Origin of the sequence: Pseudomonas sp. ARP3, from assembly GCF_001029595.1 — a bacterium.
GTDB lineage: Bacteria > Pseudomonadota > Gammaproteobacteria > Pseudomonadales > Pseudomonadaceae > Aquipseudomonas > Aquipseudomonas rhodesiae.
Genome location: NZ_LEKF01000003.1, coordinates 16,990 through 36,324, shown reverse-complemented (window position 1 = coordinate 36,324; position 19,335 = coordinate 16,990). Strand labels below are relative to the sequence as shown.

At 59.9% G+C, this 19,335-nt stretch carries 16 protein-coding genes; 3 read left to right on the top strand and 13 right to left on the bottom strand.

Going from position 1 to position 19,335, the window contains the following annotated elements:
* Positions 1–83 precede the first annotated feature (83 nt).
* Positions 84–992 (top strand): LysR family transcriptional regulator, encoded by a 909-nt coding sequence (locus tag ABX75_RS04470; protein WP_034096291.1) that lies wholly within the window; start codon positions 84–86, stop codon positions 990–992.
* Here the strand turns inward: ABX75_RS04470 and ABX75_RS04465 are convergent.
* The 9 genes from ABX75_RS04465 to ABX75_RS04425 form a co-directional block, all read right to left on the bottom strand.
* Entirely contained in the window at positions 989–1,474 is a 486-nt protein-coding gene (locus ABX75_RS04465) for a DoxX family protein (protein WP_034096292.1), read from the bottom strand. The genes ABX75_RS04470 and ABX75_RS04465 overlap by 4 nt on opposite strands.
* Positions 1,471–2,247 (bottom strand): DNA-binding domain-containing protein, encoded by a 777-nt coding sequence (locus ABX75_RS04460; protein WP_047881524.1) that lies wholly within the window; start codon positions 2,245–2,247, stop codon positions 1,471–1,473. Before ABX75_RS04460 ends, ABX75_RS04465 begins: the two co-directional genes overlap by 4 nt.
* Positions 2,244–3,119 (bottom strand): DUF692 domain-containing protein, encoded by an 876-nt coding sequence (locus tag ABX75_RS04455; protein WP_034112213.1) that lies wholly within the window; start codon positions 3,117–3,119, stop codon positions 2,244–2,246. The genes ABX75_RS04460 and ABX75_RS04455 overlap by 4 nt, the downstream gene beginning before the upstream one ends.
* 26 nt (positions 3,120–3,145) lie before the next feature.
* Positions 3,146–3,439 carry a DUF2282 domain-containing protein gene (locus ABX75_RS04450; RefSeq protein ID WP_034112215.1) on the bottom strand — a complete coding sequence of 98 codons (294 nt, stop codon included), beginning with the start codon at positions 3,437–3,439 and terminating at the stop codon, positions 3,146–3,148.
* A gap of 176 nt (positions 3,440–3,615) precedes the next feature.
* Entirely contained in the window at positions 3,616–4,317 is a 702-nt protein-coding gene (locus ABX75_RS04445) for an ABC transporter ATP-binding protein (protein ID WP_034096296.1), read from the bottom strand.
* A gap of 1 nt (position 4,318) precedes the next feature.
* Entirely contained in the window at positions 4,319–5,086 is a 768-nt protein-coding gene (gene livG / locus ABX75_RS04440; protein ID WP_034096297.1) for a high-affinity branched-chain amino acid ABC transporter ATP-binding protein LivG, read from the bottom strand.
* Complete coding sequence (locus ABX75_RS04435) at positions 5,083–6,336, bottom strand: high-affinity branched-chain amino acid ABC transporter permease LivM (RefSeq protein WP_034096298.1); 1,254 nt, start codon at positions 6,334–6,336, stop codon at positions 5,083–5,085. The genes livG and ABX75_RS04435 overlap by 4 nt, the downstream gene beginning before the upstream one ends.
* Positions 6,333–7,256 (bottom strand): high-affinity branched-chain amino acid ABC transporter permease LivH, encoded by a 924-nt coding sequence (gene livH / locus ABX75_RS04430; RefSeq protein ID WP_034096299.1) that lies wholly within the window; start codon positions 7,254–7,256, stop codon positions 6,333–6,335. Before livH ends, ABX75_RS04435 begins: the two co-directional genes overlap by 4 nt.
* 229 nt (positions 7,257–7,485) lie before the next feature.
* Positions 7,486–8,613: a branched-chain amino acid ABC transporter substrate-binding protein gene (locus ABX75_RS04425; RefSeq protein WP_034096300.1), complete on the bottom strand. Its 1,128-nt coding sequence runs from the start codon at positions 8,611–8,613 to the stop codon at positions 7,486–7,488.
* A 342-nt stretch (positions 8,614–8,955) separates the two neighbouring features.
* Here ABX75_RS04425 and ABX75_RS04420 point away from each other — a divergent pair, with 342 nt between their 5' ends.
* A complete protein-coding gene (locus ABX75_RS04420; protein WP_034096301.1) occupies positions 8,956–9,258 on the top strand; it encodes a DUF2288 domain-containing protein in 303 nt (100 codons plus the stop codon).
* Positions 9,259–9,499: 241 nt separating this feature from the next.
* Here the strand turns inward: ABX75_RS04420 and ABX75_RS04415 are convergent, their stop codons facing one another.
* From ABX75_RS04415 to ABX75_RS04405, 3 genes are all read right to left on the bottom strand, one after another.
* Entirely contained in the window at positions 9,500–11,677 is a 2,178-nt protein-coding gene (locus ABX75_RS04415) for a hypothetical protein (RefSeq protein ID WP_034096302.1), read from the bottom strand.
* Between the two features lie 205 nt (positions 11,678–11,882).
* Positions 11,883–14,147 carry a bifunctional diguanylate cyclase/phosphodiesterase gene (locus ABX75_RS04410; protein ID WP_047881523.1) on the bottom strand — a complete coding sequence of 755 codons (2,265 nt, stop codon included), beginning with the start codon at positions 14,145–14,147 and terminating at the stop codon, positions 11,883–11,885.
* Positions 14,148–14,285: 138 nt separating this feature from the next.
* Entirely contained in the window at positions 14,286–14,651 is a 366-nt protein-coding gene (locus ABX75_RS04405) for a YkgJ family cysteine cluster protein (RefSeq protein ID WP_034096304.1), read from the bottom strand.
* Between the two features lie 254 nt (positions 14,652–14,905).
* On the opposite strand from ABX75_RS04405, the gene ABX75_RS04400 reads away from it, so the two are divergent.
* Positions 14,906–16,252, top strand: coding sequence for an MFS transporter (locus ABX75_RS04400; RefSeq protein WP_034096305.1), 1,347 nt, complete (start codon positions 14,906–14,908; stop codon positions 16,250–16,252).
* A 120-nt stretch (positions 16,253–16,372) separates the two neighbouring features.
* Here the strand turns inward: ABX75_RS04400 and rapA are convergent, their stop codons facing one another.
* The gene (rapA, locus tag ABX75_RS04395) at positions 16,373–19,219 is read right to left on the bottom strand and encodes an RNA polymerase-associated protein RapA (RefSeq protein ID WP_047881522.1); all 2,847 of its coding nucleotides are present in this window, start codon (positions 19,217–19,219) and stop codon (positions 16,373–16,375) included.
* Between the last annotated feature and the right edge of the window lie 116 nt (positions 19,220–19,335).

Genomic DNA, 19,335 nt, shown 5'->3' with positions numbered 1-19,335 from the left:
GATTGAAGGGCCAGTCTAGGCTGGCTTTTGCATGGGATAAACGCGCTAATAGGCAACCTTTGGTTTTCAAATGGAAACAATCCATGAGCGAAATGGATGACCTGGCGGCCTTCGCCGTGTTGATCGAAGCGGGCAGTTTTACGTTGGCTGCCGAACAACTGGGTTGCAGCAAGGGGCAACTGTCCAAGCGCATCAGCCAGCTGGAAGCGCAGTTCAGCGTGGTGTTGCTGCACCGCACCACACGCCGGCTCAGCCTGACGGCCGCCGGCGCGGCGTTGCTACCTCAGGCCCAGGCCTTGGTGGTGCAGGTGGAGCGGGCGCGTCAGGCCCTGGCGCGACTCAAGGACGACCTGGCGGGGCCGGTGCGCATGACGGTGCCTGTTTCCCTGGGGGAAACCTTCTTCGATGGCGTGCTGCTGGAGTTCACTGAGCGCTATCCGCAGGTCCAGATCGAGCTGGAGCTGAACAACCGCTACCGGGATCTGGCGCGGGACGGTTTCGATCTGGGCGTGCGCTCGGGGGCGATTGAAGATGAGCGCCTTGTCGCCAAACCATTGCTGGCCTGGCACGAAATGACCTGCGCCAGCCCGGCCTACCTGGAGCAGCACGGCGAACCGCGAACCCCGGCGGACTTGGCCACGCACCGTTGCCTGCTCAACAGCCACTACAGCGGCCGCGAAGAGTGGCTGTACCACCAGCAACACGAATTGCTGCGGGTGCGGGTCAGCGGCACCTTCGCCTCCAATCACTACAACCTGCTGAAAAAAGCCGCGCTGGTGGGGGCGGGGATCGCCCGTCTGCCGTCCTACGTACTGCCGGCTGAGCTGGCTGACGGACGTTTACGCTGGCTGTTGCGCGATTATCAAACGCGAAGTCAGCCGATGTATCTGGTTCACCCTTACCAGGGCGGCCTGCCGCGCCGCACCCAGGTGCTGGCCGATTACCTGGTGGAGTGGTTCAAGCGCAGCGGCGAGGCTTTGGACCGGCTTTAACGGTAGCGCCGTGCAATCAGGTGATCGATGGACAGACGCCCCGGCCCCTTGGCAACCAGCAGCAAAAGTACGGTGAGCCAGGTGCCGTGGGTTGGATAAGCGTCCGGGTAGACGAACAGTTGAATCACCAGGGTCATGCCGATCAGGGCCAGTGCGGAGAACCGCGTGGCCAATCCCAGCAGGATCAGCAGTGGGAAAAAGTGCTCGGCGAAGGCGGCCAGGTGCGCGGCCACTTCCGGCGACAGCAATGGCACCTTGTATTCGCTGCGAAACAGCGGCAGCGTCGAAGCCGCCAGGCGCGGCTCTCCCAGCTCGAAGGTGCCGTTGATCAGGTCAATGGCAAAACCCTGGACCTTGGTCTGCCCGGATTTCCAGAACACGGCGGCGATGGAAAAACGCGCGAGGAAGGCGATCAGGCTGTAAGGGATTTGTTCAAAAAGCTGGATGGCCCGTTTGATCAGGCACTGTGCGCTGGTGTTCATGGCGATACCTTTGAGTCCAGGTGTAAATGAGTGATGGCGTGATGGCTGATCAACAGCGTCAGGCATTGGTGCAGGTCGAAGTCATTGCTGGCCTCCAGGGCCCGTTCTACGGCGGTCTGCAAGGCTTCGCCCTGGGCAAGGCGCTGGATAAAGGCCACTGAACCTGCGTCGATGGCGAACACTTTGACTTCCAGGCCCTGGCGCAGGACCAATGCGCTTTGGGCATGCCCGGGATCAAGGGCGGCCAGGCCGCCTTCGGTCTGATGCGCCGCCCACACCGCGACCACGGCATACGCCGAGGCCAGGGTGGCGACGCTGGGGTGCAGCCGTAGGCGCACCGTGCCGAGGTCGGCGCGGGCCTGCAGGGCAGCAAGTACGGTGTGCGGCTCCAGCGGGCGGTCATCGGCGGCGTGGTAAGCGCGGACCCGCAGGCGTTCCAAGCGTGCGATATCCGCCAGGTAAGGCACGCTCGCCGCCGGTTCGAAGCCCTGGATAAAGTTGGCGAATGTGCTGCCGTATTCGCTGATCAGCGGGCTGGTGGGCGGGCACGCCTGCACATAAAGACCGGCCATGGCTCGAAAGAACGCTTCGCCCACCAGGAGCTGCGTCACCGGGTACGCCACTGCCAGCGCGTTGATCAACCCGTTGTGCACTGTGTTGCGATGCACCGCGAAACAGCTGGCCGGGTCGGCGCCGTTGCCACTGAACAGGCCGTCTGGGCAGATTTGGTCGGGCGCGAGCAAGGCCTTGGCGAAGGTGGCTTGATGGTTCATGGGCGCACCTGCGTTAACAGCCCATCGGCATGCTGGGCTTCAGCCAGCAGCACCGACAATGCGGGCACCTGATTGTCGCGTTCGATCAGTGTCGGTATCGGGCCGATGCGCGCCAGCACCTGTTCATACAACTGCCACACGGCGTTATCGACGGGCGCGCCGTGATCGTCGATCAGCAGGCGATCGCCGAGGCTGTCGCTGTCTTCGGCAAACCCGGCCAGATGAATCTCGCCCACGGCCTGTAATGGCAGTGCATCGATGTAGGCAGACGGATCACGTTGGTGGTTGATGCATGAGACGTAGACATTGTTGACGTCCAACAGCAGCCCACAACCGGTGCGACGGATGACCTCGGTGATGAAGTCGGTTTCATCCAGGGTGGAACGCTCGAATTGCAGATAAGTCGATGGGTTTTCCAGCAGCATGGGCCGCTTGAGTGTGCTTTGTACCTGGTCAATATGTTCACAGACGCGGTGCAGGGTGGCGCTGTCGTAAGCCAGTGGCAGCAGGTCATTGAGAAACACCGAGCCATGACTGGACCAAGCCAGGTGTTCGGAAAAGGCTTGAGGTTGATAGCGCTCGATCAGCGCGGCCAAGCGCGCCAGGTGCTCGCGATTGAGCGAACCTTCGCCGCCGATGGACAGGCCCACGCCGTGCAAGGACAGCGGGTACCGGTCACGGATCAGCCCTAAATAGTGATGAAACGGGCCGCCGGCCATCATGTAGTTCTCGGCGTGTACTTCAAAAAAACCGAGGTCGGGTGAGGTTTCGAGCACTTCGATGAAGTGCTCGTGTTTCAGCCCCAGCCCGGCTCGATCTGGCAGGCCGGGCGCCTGAGCCGGTGAGGACGTGTGCGCGAATATAGGTGTCATCGTCAGTACTCAGGCGCGGCCAGGTTTCAGGACTTGGCGTCGAATGCGGCTTCCTGGCCGAAACCGGTCGGCGAGGTGGTGCTAGGGGTTTGGGTACAGGTGCCGGCAGGTACCAGTTTCCAGGCATTGGCCTGATCCTTGGTTTTCGAGGTGCCGGCGCAGGAAGTGCCGGGGCCTGCGGCGCAATCGTTCTTGCCGGCTTCTGCGATGCCATAGCATTTCACGTCGTCGGCGGCGTGGGCGGTGGTGGTCAGGGCGGACAGGCTCAGGGACGAGCCCAGGGCGAGGATCAGGGCGGTAGCGGACAGTTTGGTGGTCATTGAATTATCTCCAGCAGTGGGTTGAGGAGCGGGCTTGAATGCCTGCTTGCACCACTAGAGGCGGGACGACGCAGTTCGTTACAGGGGCGGGAGAATTAACTTCGAATAATGCAAAAAAATGTGGGAGGGGTTGCCCCATCCCACATTGATAGCCCGGTTCATTTAGCAACCGGGTGTTAACCGCCCAGGTACGCCTCGCGCACTTTCGGATCGGTCAACAACTGCTCGCCCGAGCCCTCCATCACCACCCGGCCGTTTTCCAGCACATAGGCACGGTCGGCGATTTTCAGTGCCTGGTTGGCGTTCTGTTCCACCAGGAACACGGTCACACCGTCCTTGCGCAGTTGTTCGATGATGTCGAAGATCTGCTGGATGATAATCGGTGCCAGGCCCAGGGACGGTTCGTCCAACAGCAGCAACTTGGGCTTGCTCATCAGCGCCCGACCGATGGCGAGCATTTGTTGCTCGCCGCCGGACATGGTGCCACCGCGCTGGCTGAAGCGCTCCTTGAGCCGGGGGAACAGGTGCAGCACCTTGTCCATCTGCTCTTGGTAGTCGCCCTTGTCGGTGAAGAACCCGCCCATGGCCAGGTTTTCTTCCACGGTCAGGCGCGAAAACACCCGGCGGCCTTCCGGCACCACGGCAATGCTCTTGCGCATGATGTGTGATGACTGCTGGCCCACCAGTTCCTCACCCATATAGCGGATGCTGCCGCTGTAGGCCTGTGGTGAACCGCACAAAGTCATCAGCAGGGTGGATTTGCCGGCACCGTTGGCGCCGATCAGGGTGACGATTTCGCCCTGGCGTACCTCCACGTTGACGCTGTGCAGGGCCTGGATCTTGCCGTAGAAAGTGGAAACGTTTTCGAATTGCAGCATTTTACGCTTCCCCCAAATAGGCTTTGATCACTTCGGGATTGTCGCGGATCTGCTCCGGGGTCCCGTCAGCCAGCGGCGTACCCTGGTTGATCACCACGATATGGTCGGAGATGCTCATGACCAGTTTCATGTCGTGCTCGATCAGCAGCACCGTCACGTTGTTTTCCTCGCGCAGCACGCTGATCAGCGCCTTGAGGTCTTCGGTTTCCTTGGGGTTCAGGCCGGCGGCCGGTTCGTCGAGCATGAGAATCCGCGGGCGGGTCATCATGCAGCGGGCGATTTCCAGGCGACGTTGCTGACCGTAGGCCAGGGTGCCAGCGGGACGGTTGGCAAACTCGGTGAGGTTGACCTTGTCCAGCCAATACGCGGCGTATTCCATGGCCTCGCGTTCGCTTTTGCGGAACCCCGGGGTCTTGAACAGGCCGGCAAAGAAGTTGGTGTTCAGGTGACGGTGCTGGGCAATCAACAGGTTCTCTACGGCGGTCATGTCCTTGAACAGCCGCACGTTTTGGAACGTACGCACCACGCCTTTGCGGGCGATCTCGTGGCCGGCCAGGCCCTGGATCGGTTGGCCGTCCAGCAGGATGCTGCCGCCGCTCGGTTTGTAGAAACCGGTAAGGCAGTTGAACACCGTGGTCTTGCCGGCGCCGTTGGGGCCGATCAAGGCCACGACCTGTTTCTCTTTGACGGTTAGGGCTACGCCGTTGACCGCCAGCAAGCCGCCGAAGCGCATGCTCAAGTTTTCGACTTTCAGGATCTCGCGGCTCATTTGCGCAGCTCCATGTGTGGACGTTGCATGGGCAGCAGGCCTTGAGGTCGCCAGATCATCATCAGCACCATCAGGGCGCCGAACATCAACATGCGGTATTCGCTGAACTCACGCATCATTTCCGGCAGCAGGATCATCACGATCGCCGCCAGGATCACGCCCAACTGCGAGCCCATGCCACCCAGTACCACGATGGCGAGAATGATCGCCGACTCGATAAAGGTGAACGACTCCGGCGTCACCAAGCCTTGGCGCGCGGCGAAGAAGCTGCCGGCGAAACCGGCGAACGCAGCACCCAGGGTGAACGCGGAGAGCTTGATGATGGTCGGGTTCAGCCCGAGGGCACGGCAGGCGATTTCATCTTCGCGCAGCGCTTCCCAGGCACGACCGATCGGCATGCGCAACAGGCGGTTGATCACGAACAGCGCGGCCAGAGCCAGCAGCAGGGCGACCAGGTAGAGGAACACCACTTTGCTCACCGGGTTGTAGTCGATCCCGAAGTATTCGTGGAACGTCTGCAGGCCTTCGGCGGCGTTACGGTCGAACGTCAGCCCGAAGAACGTCGGCTTTGGGATGCTGCTGATGCCGTTGGGGCCGCCGGTGATGTCGGTGAGGTTACGCAGGAACAAGCGGATGATTTCACCGAAGCCCAGGGTCACGATGGCCAGGTAGTCACCGCGCAGGCGCAGCACCGGGAAGCCCAGCAGGAAGCCGAACGTCGCCGCCGCCATGCCCGCCAACGGCAGGCAGATCCAGAAGCTCCAGCCCAGATAGTGCGACAGCAGCGCATAGGTGTAAGCACCCACCGCGTAGAAGCCCACATAGCCCAGGTCGAGCAGACCAGCCAGGCCCACCACGATGTTCAGGCCCAGGCCCAGCAACACGTAGATCAGGATCAGGGTGGCGATGTCCACCGCGCCGCGCGAGCCGAAGAATGGCCAGATCAATGCGGCCACGATCAGGCCGACGATGATGTAGCGCTGGGTACGCGGCAAGGTTAGGAATTGACTGACCTTGGGCGATACCAGTGGGCCACGGTTGCCTTTGAACAAGGCGCCCACCTGCTGGGTGAACAGCACGCGCAGGAACATCAGCACCGAGCACAGGGCAATGATGGTCAGGGTCACGGGACCGGTGCCATGCACTTCCAGGTTGATGCCGACAATGCTCAGCTTGAGGCCGAGGACCGGGAACGCCACGGCCCATACCAACAGGGCGCTGAAAAACGCCGATTTAAGATATCTGCTCATACTTTCTCAACCTCCGGACGGCCCAGGATGCCGGTCGGACGGAACAACAACACCAGGACCAACAGGCCGAACGCCACGACGTCCTTGTACTGGTCGCCGAAGATATCGGCGCCAAACGCTTCGGCCACACCCAGCACCAACCCGCCGAGCATCGCGCCCGGAATACTGCCGATGCCGCCCAATACCGCCGCAGTGAAGGCCTTGAGGCCCACCAGGAATCCGGCGTTGGGGTTGATCACGCCGTACTGCATGCTCAGCAGCACCGCCGCGACGGCAGCCAGCGCGGCACCGATCACGAAGGTCAGGGCGATGATGTTGTTGGTATTGATGCCCAACAGGTTGGCCATCTTGATGTCTTCGGCGCAGGCCCGGCAGGCGCGCCCCAGACGGGAGCGAGAGATAAACACGGTCAGGCCCAGCATGGCCACCAGCGTGACCACGAAGACCAGAATCTGCATGTAGGAAATCAGGACTTCTTCCGCGCCGCCCGGGCCGAAGGAGATGCTCCCCGGGATCAGGTTGGGGATGGATTTATCCTTGGAGTCCTGGGACAGCAATACAGTGTTCTGCAGGAAAATCGACATGCCGATGGCGGAAATCAGCGGGATCAAACGGTTGCTGCCGCGCAAGGGGCGGTACGCGACGCGTTCGATACTGTAGCCATAGGCACTGGTTACGACGATCGATGCAATAAAGGCAGCGGTCATCAACAGCGGCAGGGAGTGGATACCCATCATGGCCAGCCCGGCAAGGGCGATGAAGGCCACGTAGGAACCAATCATGTACACCTCGCCATGGGCGAAGTTGATCATTCCAATGATGCCGTAAACCATTGTGTAGCCAATAGCTATCAAGGCATAGGTGCTGCCAATGGTCAGGCCATTAACCAGCTGTTGGAAAAAATGATAGATCTCAGGCATTACAGCGCTCCTAAAAACCCGATACGCATTTCACTGGTGGAGTCATGTTCCGGCCCCGTGCTGTGTTCTGTGAGCACATTTGCACGTTGCGTTTGCCAGCGAACCGCTGGTGACGGTTTTAAGATTTTCAGGTGAGCCAGCGCCCGGATCGCGGGTGACATGGCCCATAAACCTCGTAAAACAAAGCCCACTGCTTTCACAGTGGGCTTGTTGACCAGTAACGCCTGGCTTACTGAGGGGATACTTCGGTTTTAGGTTTGCCGAAGTGCCACTGGTAGACCACGAACTTGAAGTCCTTCAGGTCGCCGTTTTTGTCGAAGCTCAGGTCGCCGGTAGGCGTCTTGAAAGTGCCCGCGTGGATGGCTGCAGCCACTTTGGCGGTGTCTTCGCTCTCGGCGGCTTTGATGCCACCCGCGATGACTTCGATGGCCGAGTAGGCTGGGAACACGAACGGACCGGTTGGATCCTGCTTGTTCTTGGTGAACTCTTCCACGATGGCTTTGTTGGCAGGGTCGGTGTCGAAGGACTTCGGCAGGGTCACCAGCAGGCCTTCGGAAGCGTCCTGGGCGATCTGCGAGATGGAGTCGTTGCCGACGCCTTCCGGACCCATGAACTTGGCGTTCAGGCCTTTTTCCTTGGACTGGCGCAGGATCAGGCCCAGCTCTGGGTGGTAGCCGCCGTAGTAGACGAAGTCGACGTTGGCTTGCTTGAGCTTCTGGATGATCGAGGAGAAGTCTTTATCGCCAGCGTTCAGGCCTTCGAAGACGGCTACTTTTACGCCTTTCTTCTCGAGGGTCTGCTTGACGGCGGTGGCGATGCCTTCACCGTATTGCTGTTTGTCGTGCAGTACCGCAACGACTTTCGGTTTCACGTGGTCGGCGATGTAGTTACCGGCCGCAGGGCCCTGGGCGCTGTCCAGACCGATGGTACGGAAGATCATCTTGTAGCCACGGGTGGTGATTTCCGGGCTGGTGGCTGCCGGGGTAATCATGATGACGCCTTCGTCTTCATAAATATCCGAGGCGGGTTGGGTGGAGCTGGAGCACAGGTGGCCGACTACGAATTTGACGCCGTCGTTGACCACTTTGTTGGCTACGGCCACGGCTTGCTTAGGATCGCAGGCGTCGTCGTATTCCTTGGCTTCGAGCATCTTGCCGTCGACACCGCCTTTGGCGTTGATATCGGCGATGGCCTGCTTGGCACCCATGAACTGCATGTCGCCGTACTGAGTCACAGGGCCGGTTTTAGGGCCGGCGATGCCGATCTTGATGGTGTCGGCTGCGAACGAATGGCCGGCAACCCCAGCCAGGACCATAGCGGCAAACAGTTTGGAAATCTGCTTAGTAGCCTTATTCATAGTGCTCCACTCTTACTGTTGTATTTTTTATAGTTCTGGCGGCCTTGTGAGCTGCTGAACCGGATCGGATATCTCGGATATCCCCCCGGCAACCGCCTGGCAACTGTACCGGTACAGTGTAGAGCGCCGGTTGATCGCTTGAAAAGCTGGCTGCCAGGGGCAAATCCGGGGGTGTCGCTTAAATGAAAGAAAAAGACAGAATTGCGGCGGGGGTGATACCTGTATCTCGCGCATTCCTTGGCTTTCCTGACACTTTTCAATCGTTGACGCATTTGCAACTGGGTTTTTCTGCCTGAAGCGTGACGTTATGATTGCGCCGATTTTTTCTTCAGGTGAACTCCCATGACGCAAGAACCTAGCACCCTCTATGCCAAGCTGCTCGGCGAAACCGCCGAAATCTCCTGGAAGGAGCTTGAACCGTTCTTTGCCAAGGGTGCCCTATTGTGGGTCGACCCCAGCCTGGATTTGATCGAAGCCGCAGAGGGAATGGCCGAGGACAATCGCGACAAAGTCGCTGCCTGGCTGGCCGCGGGCAGCCTCGGCGAAGTGTCTGCCCCGCGGGCATTGGACTTGGTGGAGCGTGATCCAAGCCTATGGGCGGTGGTGGTTTCGCCGTGGATTCTGATCCAGGAAAGGGCGTCGTAAGAAAATTCTGCACGAGAATGGTGCGTGATTTCTGCTCGAAGAAGTGTGTAGCGGAGTAACCGCTGGCGGCGTGATGGCATCTTGCCGTAGAGAAAGGTCACAGCCGAAGGTGACGTGCACGTCACGGGAACAGTTTCAGAGGGCGAGGAAGGCCTGGGCAATTGTTTCGAAGTATGCCAATGAAATGAAGGCCTTCATTCAAAGCGCCATCGCGGACCCGCCGCGATGGCATCGCCTCACGTCAGCCGGTCTTGCCCGTATGGTTGTTCAACGAGATCACCTTGGTCTTCCCGATACGGTGACGGTAAATCTCACGCAGGTACTTGATCGCCTTTTTCACGCAATCCCGTGACAGGCGAATGTCATTGATCGACACGAACTTCTCTTTGTCGTTGATCAGCTCGCGGTACTTCTTCTCATACATCGGTTTGATCGCGTACCAGTTGGTATCGAGGATCTTCGCCGGGTTTTCAAACTCATTGAGCAACTCGTCGATACGGTCTTCGTCGAAGTCCTCGTGGATGATGAAGTCCAGGATCGAGTTGTCCAGAGTGTCGTCGAAGCGATACGGGTTGCGCGCAAAGCAGCGTTTGATAAACGCCACGATCAAGGTGAGGAAGTCGTCCGACAGGCACGGGCTCTTGGCGATCAAGGTGGTCAGCGACAGGTTGGCCGACGCGCCGATCACCAGGGCATAGCGCTTGAGCGTGGTGTTGGGGAACAGGCTGTTGAGGTGAGTCTTGAGCCGATTCAGGTCCATATAGGACAGCTTGTAGTCCTTGGGCAGCGAGACGATCGACACCACCGACGAGCAGTTCTTGAAGAAGTGCAGGTCGTGCAGCGCCGCCGCGTCATAGCCGGAGTTCTTGTATTGTTCCAGGGACGCCTTGTAACGCTTGGACTCGATGGGCAATAGGCTGATGCCTTCGATGGCCTGGGTGACTTTATTGAAGTGCGGCAAATCGATGGAGCGGAAGAACAGGTCGTCGATGTTCAGGCGCTGAGGTTCTTTTTCGAACACCTTGAACTTGTCATTCGACGGCGCCGGGGTTTCCGGGACCACGGATTCGGCGTAGGCAATCGCCACCGGGCCGGCCAGGCTCATAAACAGGTCGTTGGCATCCAGGCGAATGGTTTCGCCGATGTCGATACCGGCGCGGCGGAAATAGTTCTGGTCGTAGTCGGTGGTCACCGCCTGGGCCGTGAGGATGTTGAAAATCTGCTGGGAGATGTACTGGTTGGCGTGTTTCTCCATGGCATTGACATCAATGTTCTGGATATTGCCGTCGTCGCTCTCTTCGGCGTAACGCATGATGTCGTTGGAGATCAGCATCATAGCGTTCCACGGCCGGATACGGCCCTTCACGCTGGCTTCGCTGCTGTCTTCATTGGCGAAGTTGTACGAGAAGTCCCATTCTTCGGAAAGGTATTTGCACAGCAGGCGCCCGGCGTTGATGTGCAAGGCCTCGGACATTTCGCTGCGGTGGTCGGAAATATTCGGCAGTACGCAAATGCCGCTGGTAAAGATCGGCTCGAACACAAAGGCATGACCGCTCTTGCTGTCGTGCTCGTCGGCGGGTTTGGTATCGAACGTTTTGTTCATGTACGAGTGTTGTTGAGCCAGGCCGAATTCGGACGCCATCCCCGAGCCGGTGCCGCCGCCGGCGCTGAAAATCGAAAAGTACAGGCGCGACTGGTTGGCTTTGATGCCGCAGGAGTCGATGAGGTACGAGTGGATCATCTTCCAGTCGGGGCTGGAGAAACGCTGGGTATCTTTGTTGAGGATGATCTTGGCCAGGTACTGGCCGAGGATCGGGGCGTTACCGGCGCCGCCGGCATGCACTTCCGACAGGTCCATGATTTTCATTTTGCTGTAATCGCGCAGGAAGCCGCTCTTTTCGTTTTTGCGCGAGAAGCGGATACGCCCGGCGATGTCTTTATCCAGGTCGCCCAGCATCACCAGCGGCTCCACCAGGAACACCGGTTTGCTGGCCTTGCCGCTGCCCAGCCGCAAGTTGTTGCGAATCCATTGGGCCGGGCTGTAACCCTTATCGATCGACTTGTCTTCAGTGCTGAACTCGTTCAGGTAAAACTTGCGCGCGTTGTACACCAGTTCTGCCACGTCCAGAGCGATGTTGGAACCGCAACGGCCCAGGCCGATCAGGCACACCGAGGGGAATTCCTGGTCGCTGTGCTGTTCGCCATCGCCTTCGGCGTGGGGTGGGCGCGGGAACACCATGTCGCGCAGGCCGTCGAGGTTATCGAGAATGCGGTCGGTGTTGGTTTCGGTGAAGTACAAATACTGCTGAGTGGCCAGCGCAGAGGGGGTGCTCAATGACTTTGAACCTGAGGTTTTTTCCGCAGGAGCTGTGAGCAACACGTCGGATACCACGTTGGCAGAGTTATTTTTAGAAGTCATTGTGCGCCATGTGCCTGGGCGGATGGCTGAAGTGCATCAAAAGGCCATCACGGAATGGGAGTTCGCGACTTTACAGTGCGTCGTTGTCCTGCGCCGTTGAGCTTGAGGCTGAAGCACTCAAGAAAACGCTGATGCGGACTCTGATGAATCGGCCGTTCGTCGGCGATCTTTAGGGAAATGATGGCGAAATGCCAAAGATTGATGATCAACGGATGGGCCTTACGATCGAACCGGCGCCGCTGCGGCTGGCCGAAGGCTCCTTCAAAAGTGCCGACTCCTTGCTGGCGGCGGCGCGCATCCGGTGGAGAGGGTTGCGCCGCTCAATGCCCTGAACCACGCCAATGATGTCGCTGACGGCCACCGCCGGACTTAACAGGTAGCCCTGGATGAAATCGCAGCCCAGGCCGTGCAGCAGTTCGAATTGGCTCTGGGTTTCCACGCCTTCGGTCACTACTTGGAGGTGAAGGGTATGGCCCATGCCAATGATCGCCTGGACGATCTCCATATCGGCGGTGGACTTGGGAATATCTTGGATAAACGAGCAATCGATCTTCAATGTGTTGAGCGGCAAGCGTTTGAGATAGGCGAGGGACGAATAGCCTGTGCCGAAATCATCAATCGCCAGCGACACGCCCAGTGAGCGAATTTGCCGCAGCAGCGCCAGAGTGCTACTGATATTGCCCATCAGCGCGTTCTCGGTCACTTCCAGCTCCAGTCGATTGGCGGCCAGGCCGCTGAAGCGCAGAGCGTCTTCGATTTCATCCGCCAGCTCATCCCGCTCCAGGTTCAGGGCTGAGCAGTTCACCGAGAGGGTCAAGTCGGTGTAGCCCCGGTCCGTGAGCAGGCTCAGGTCATGGCAGGCTTGGCGCAGCACCCAGTGGTCCAAGTCGGCGATCAAGCCGTTGTTTTCGGCAATCTCGATAAACCGATCGGGGGCTAGCAGCCCGTGCTGTGGATGCTGCCAGCGCACCAGGGCTTCCAGGCGACTGACTTTGCCCAGTTTCATGTCGAAGATCGGTTGGTAGAACAGCACCAATTGGGTTCCGGTACGCAGGGCACTGCGCAGTTCTTCTTCCAATTGCAATTCGAGGGTGGCGCGGGTCTTCAAGTTGGAACTGAAGAAATTCAGGCTGTTGCGCCCCGCATCTTTGGACTGATAAAGCGCCAGGTCGGCGGTTTTGAGCAGCTCTTCGCATGTCTGACCGTCATCGGGAAACAGGCTGATGCCGATGCTGGTGGTCATCACCATCCGACGGCCCGCCAGTTCCACTGGTTCTTTCATTTTCTGCATGATGCGTTGGGCCAGATGCCGCGCTTCATCGCGGTGGTGAATGCTGATGAGGATGCAGAACTCGTCGCCGCCGAACCGGGCGACCACGTCGGCATGGCTGCGTACCGAGCCTTTGATATGGCTGGCCAGCACTGTCAGGAGCTGGTCGCCGGCGTCATGGCCGAGGCTATCGTTGATACGCTTGAAATGATCGATATCGAGGAAGATCACCGCCATCATGCCGTGGTTAACGGTGTTTTCTGCAACTTTCTCCGCAAAGACCTGGTTGAACCCGCGACGATTGAGCAGGCTGGTCAGCGCATCGTAATGGGCCACCTGCTGCAGGGAGGCGCGAGCTTGGTCCAGTTCGCTGAGCAATGCGTTGACTCGGCGCAAATCGCGTTCCTTGTGCTGCAGCTTCTTGTCCGCCAGGGCCGCGCTGATGCTGCTGCTGATGACCAGCAGGGTGATGACAGCCACCGACAGACCCAATTGGATGGGATTGTTGTCCAGCCGTAGCGAAAGGTCTGCACCCGTTGGCACCACCAATTGCAGGGCTGCCATTCCGGTGAAATGCATGCTGATAATGCCCGCGCCCAGCACCAGGCTGGCGGCGTATTTGAGCAGTTGATGGAATATTCCGGCGCCGGTGCGCAGGTAACTCGACAGCAACAACGCCGCCAGGCTGGCGCCCATGGCAATGCCGATTGAGGCCAGCAGCAGCCATGAGTCGAAATACATTTGGGCCTGAGAGCGCATGGCCGACATGCCGACGTAATGCATCAGGGCGATGCCGATGCCTATCCACACAGCTGCGAGCAGGTATTGATGCAGTCGCACCTTCGTATGGCTGAGGGTTTTCATTGCGAACAGCGAAGCGACGAGGGCGATCAACAGGGACGTGAAGGTTGTGAGCAGTTCGTAGTGAAACGCGATGGGAGCCTGGAAGGCCAGCATGCTGATGAAGTGAGTCGACCAAATGCCGCCGGCCAGGCAACCGGCACCAAGCCAGCGCCAGTGGCGGCGGGCGGTAGGGTTTTCGACATGGCCGACCCGTTCAGCCATATCCAGCGTGCCGAACCCCGCCGCGCAGGCGACCAAATAAGCCAGCAGCACCAGGAATGGGTTATGACTGCAGTTGAGTAATAAGTGCCCGTTCGCTGGAAGGTCGGTAAAAAAGTGCAGACCTAGCCATTCCATAGCATGTCCTGTCATAGGGTCACGTCACTGCCTACGGCGATGACCTATGAGGTCGAGTATAGAAGCCTCGCGGGATTTTCCATGGCTAATGGCACTTTGCTCTGGACCATTTCGGCATGCCGTTCATAGCGTTTGATGCTAAGCGCTGATGGGAAGCTCCACTTCGAACGGTGCTGGCAACGGCGCCAGGCCGAACGCAGCGCGCGCAGCATCGCAGTCGACGTTCTGCACGCCCTGGCTCCAAGACGATTCAAACTCGCGGCAGACGCTGGAGCGTTGTTCGTAGATCGTGCAACGGGTGCCTTCGCCCACCTGGCCCTCTAGGCTGCAGCAACGCGCGGGCTTTTGGTCGGTGCCGATCATCGCCACGCGGGTGGGGTTGATCTGTACCACCAGATCATCGGGCACCGTGCCCCCCGACGAGGCGCACTCGCCCCAGAAGAATGACACGCGAAAATAGGAACAGCAGGCACCGCAACTCAGACACGGACTGGCTTCGGACATGGGCGTCATCGATACGAAAAGTGGGATAGGGGCACTACAGGAAGGCTCGCCATTCTATCCACGCCATCGCCATTGGGAAGAGGGGGGCGCACATATATTTTGCGTACGCAAAGTCCCGCAGCGCCGGGTGAAATTACGTCCTATCAGCTTTACGAATCATTACAGACAACCACCGCCAGCGTGACTATGTTGCAGGAACCTGAGCAGGATGCAGCGGGCATCGCAGCTCTCATAACAATAAAAGAGACGGACCCATGCAGAACTCGACCCAAGCGGCGAATGCCTGGCGCATTCTGTTCCTGCTGTTCCTCGCCAACCTGTTCAATTTCTTTGATCGCACTATCCCGGCGATCATCATCGAACCCATTCGCATGGAATGGCACCTGAGCGACTTCCAGCTCGGCATCATCGGCACCGCCTTCACCATCGTCTATGCCATCGCCGGCCTGCCCCTGGGGCGTCTGGCCGATACCGGTTCGCGCAGCAAATTGATGGGCTGGGGCCTGTTTGCCTGGAGCGGGCTGACGGCGGTCAACGGCTTGGTAGGTAGTTTCTGGAGTTTTCTGCTGGTGCGCATGGGCATCGGCATCGGCGAAGCCAGCTACGCACCGGCCGCTAACTCGCTGATTGGCGACCTGTTCCCAGCGCACCGCCGCGCCCGCGCCATGGGGATATTCATGCTCGGTCTACCGTTGGGCCTGCTATTGGCGTTCTTTACCATCGGGGCGATGGTCAAGGCGTTCGACAGCTGGCGCGCGCCGTTCTTTATTGCCGCAGTGCCGGGGCTGATCCTGGCGGTGTTCATGTTCTATATCAAAGAGCCCAAGCGTGGCGCGGCCGAGACTGTGCAGGTGTCGCAGACGCGTGTCGACCGCCCGATCCGCCGTGTGCTGGCGGTGCCGACATTCCTGTGGCTGGTACTGGCCGGGCTGTGCTTCAACTTCGCGACTTACGCGTGCAATTCCTTTCTGGTGCCGATGTTGCAGCGCTATTTTCTGCTGCCGTTGCAAGACGCGGCGGTGGCCACTGGGGTTATCGTCGGTGTGACCGGCCTGGTCGGTCTGACCCTGGGCGGCTGGATCGCCGATAAGATTCACCAGCGGATTGCCAATGGTCGGCTGTTGTTCGCCGCCTGCAGTTTGATTATTTCCACCGTCACTACCGCCTGGGCCCTGCATGCCGGGCGCATTGAAATCGGCGTGTTTATCGCGCTGTTCAGCGTTGGCTGGTTGTTTGCGTACAACTTCTACACCTGTGTCTACACCGCGATTCAAGACGTGGTGGAACCGCGCCTGCGGGCTACGGCGATGGCGCTGTTTTTTGCTGGGTTGTACCTGCTGGGCGGCGGCATGGGGCCTATTGTGGTTGGCGGCTTGTCCGACTACTTTGCCCATTCGGCGATGTATGCGGACGGGGCGCAACAGATGACGGAAGCCTACAAGGCCGTGGGGTTGCACGACGCCATGTACCTGATTCCGGTGGCGCTGTTGTTGACGATGCTGTTTCTGTTCCAGGCCTCGCGCAGTTTTGTGCGGGATGCCAAGCGGATGAAAGAGGGGTTAAGTGCGGTTGAAGTGCCGGCTGTTGCCGCGACCGCTTGAGACTGAGGTGATGCCATCGGGGGCAAGCCCCCTCCCACAGTTGACCGAATTGTCATGTCGATCACAGATCAATGTGGGAGGGGGCTTGCCCCCGATAAGGTCACCAGGGCAGGAGAGTCATCAACCCGCCACCAGCACCCGAATCGCTTCCAGACGCAGCGCAGCTTTGTCGAGCATGGCCAGGCCTTGCTCGCGCTGCTGGCGCAGGGCAACCAGTTCGCTGTCGCGTACGGTCGGGTTGACCGCTTGCAAGGCGGTCAGGCGCGCCAGTTCTTCATCGGTATCCGCCGCCAGGCGACGTTTGGCTTCGGCCACGCGTTCGGCATGGCGCGGGGTGATCTTCTCTTCACCGGCGCTGATGCGCGGGGTGAGTTGATCACGCTGGGCCTGTACGAACTTGTTGGCGCTGGCCCGTGGCACGCTTTCCAATTGATCGTTGAGGGTTTCGAACGACACTCGACCGGCCAGGTCGTTGCCATTGGTGTCCAGCAGGCAGCGCAGGGCCGCCGGTGGCAGGTAGCGACCCAGTTGCAGCGAACGCGGCGCCACCACCTCACTGACATACAAAAGTTCAAGCAGCACGGTGCCGGGTTTGAGCGCCTTGTTCTTGATCAGCGCCACGGCGGTGTTGCCCATGGAACCGGACAGCACCAGGTCCATGCCGCCTTGCACCATCGGGTGTTCCCAGGTGATGAACTGCATGTCTTCGCGCGACAGCGCCTGGTCGCGATCGTAGGTGATGGTCACGCCTTCGTCGTCGCCCAAGGGGAAACTGGCGTCGAGCATCTTTTCGCTGGGCTTGAGGATCAGTGCATTTTCCGAATGATCTTCGCTGTCGATACCGAACGCATCGAACAGGGTTTCCATATAGATCGGCAGTGCGAACTGATCGTCCTGCTCCAGGATGGCTTCCACCAGCGCATCGCCTTCACCTGCACCGCCGGAGTTGAGTTCCAGCAGGCGGTCGCGACCGGTGTGCAGTTCCTCTTCCAGACGCTCGCGCTCGGCACGGGCCTCGTCGATCAGCGCTTGCCACTCGCCATCGTCGGCGTTTTCCAGCAGCGGCAGCAGACGCGGGCCGAACTGATGCTGCAAGGCGTTGCCGGTCGGGCAGGTGTTGAGGAAGGCGTTCAGCGCTTCGTGGTACCACTGGAACAGCCGCTCCTGCGGGCTGGTTTCCAGGTACGGCACATGCAGTTCGATCACATGTTTCTGGCCGATCCGGTCCAGACGGCCGATCCGCTGCTCCAGCAGGTCCGGGTGGGACGGCAGATCGAACAGCACCAGGTGGTGGGCGAACTGGAAGTTGCGGCCTTCACTGCCGATTTCCGAACAAATCAACACCTGGGCGCCGAATTCCTCATCGGCGAAGTAGGCGGCGGCGCGGTCACGCTCAAGAATGTTCATACCTTCGTGGAACACCGTGGCCGGAATACCGGAACGCACGCGTAGGGCGTCCTCCAGGTCCATGGCGGTTTCAGCGTGGGCGCAGATCACCAGGACCTTGGTGCGCTTGAGCATTTTCAACTGGTCGATCAGCCACTCGACCCGTGGGTCGAAACGCCACCAGCGGTTTTCTTCGTCGATATCCGGCTGCGACTGGAAGCTGACTTCCGGGTACAACTCGGCGTGCTCGCCCAGGGGCAGTTCGAGGTATTCGTCCGGGTTCGGCAGCGGGTAGGCGTGCAGCTTGCGCTCCGGGAACCCCTGCACCGCGGCGCGGGTGTTGCGGAACAGCACGCGGCCGGTGCCGTGGCGGTCCAGCAGCTCACGCACCAGACGGGCGCTGGCATCGGTGTCGCCATCGTTGACGGCGGTGAGCAGCGCTTCGCCTTCGTTGCCGAGGAAGCCGTGGATGGTCTGGTGTGCGGCCGGCGACAGACGACCCTTGTCCAGCAGTTCCTGCACGGCTTCGGCCACCGGGCGATAGTTTTCGCTCTCGGCACGGAAGGCTTGCAGGTCATGGAAGCGGTTCGGGTCAAGCAGGCGCAGGCGCGCGAAGTGGCTGTCCTGGCCCAGTTGCTCCGGGGTTGCGGTCAGCAGCAGCACGCCGGGAATGACCTCGGCCAGTTGCTCGACCAGCGCGTATTCCGGGCTGACCTTGTCTTCATGCCACACCAGGTGATGGGCTTCGTCGACCACCAGCAGGTCCCAGCCGGCGGCGAACAGCGCGTCCTGGGCTTTCTCGTCGTCCACCAGCCATTCCAGGGCCACCAGTGCGAGCTGGGTGTCTTCGAAGGGGTTGGTGGCATCGCTTTCGATAAAGCGTTCTTCGTCGAACAGCGCAACCTGCAGGTTGAAGCGGCGGCGCATTTCCACCAGCCATTGGTGCTGCAGGTTTTCCGGAACCAGGATCAGCACGCGATTGGCGCGGCCCGACAGCAGTTGGCGATGGATCACCAGGCCGGCTTCGATGGTTTTGCCCAAGCCCACTTCGTCGGCCAGCAATACCCGCGGCGCGATACGGTCAGCGACTTCACGGGCGATATGCAGTTGGTGCGCGATAGGTTGCGCACGTACGCCGCCCAGGCCCCATAGCGAAGATTGCAGTTGGCGGCTGGTGTGTTCCAGGGTGTGGTAGCGCAGCGAGAACCAGGCCAGCGGGTCGATCTGCCCGGCGAACAACCGGTCGCTGGCCAGGCGGAACTGAATGAAATTGGAGAGTTGGGTTTCCGGCAGGGTGACCTGCTCGTTCTGCCCATTGAGGCCGTGATACACCAGCAGACCGTCGACGTCGTCGACTTCCTGCACGGTCATTTTCCAGCCTTCGAAATGGGTGATGGAGTCGCCCGGCGAGAACCGCACACGGGTCAGAGGCGCATTCCGTAGCGCATACTGGCGGGTGTCGCCAGTGGCCGGATAGAGCACGGTCAACAAGCGGCCGTCCTGTGCCAGAACGGTGCCTAACCCCAGCTCTGCTTCGCTGTCACTAATCCAGCGTTGCCCCGGTTGATACTGCTGCGCCATGCTGCCTGACTCCCGCCGTGAAAAAGCCGACTATCTTAACGGAACAAGGTCCACCGCCCAAGGACTCTGACAAAAACTACGCCGTTTGCATGCCGCCTTGGGCGCTGAATCGACGG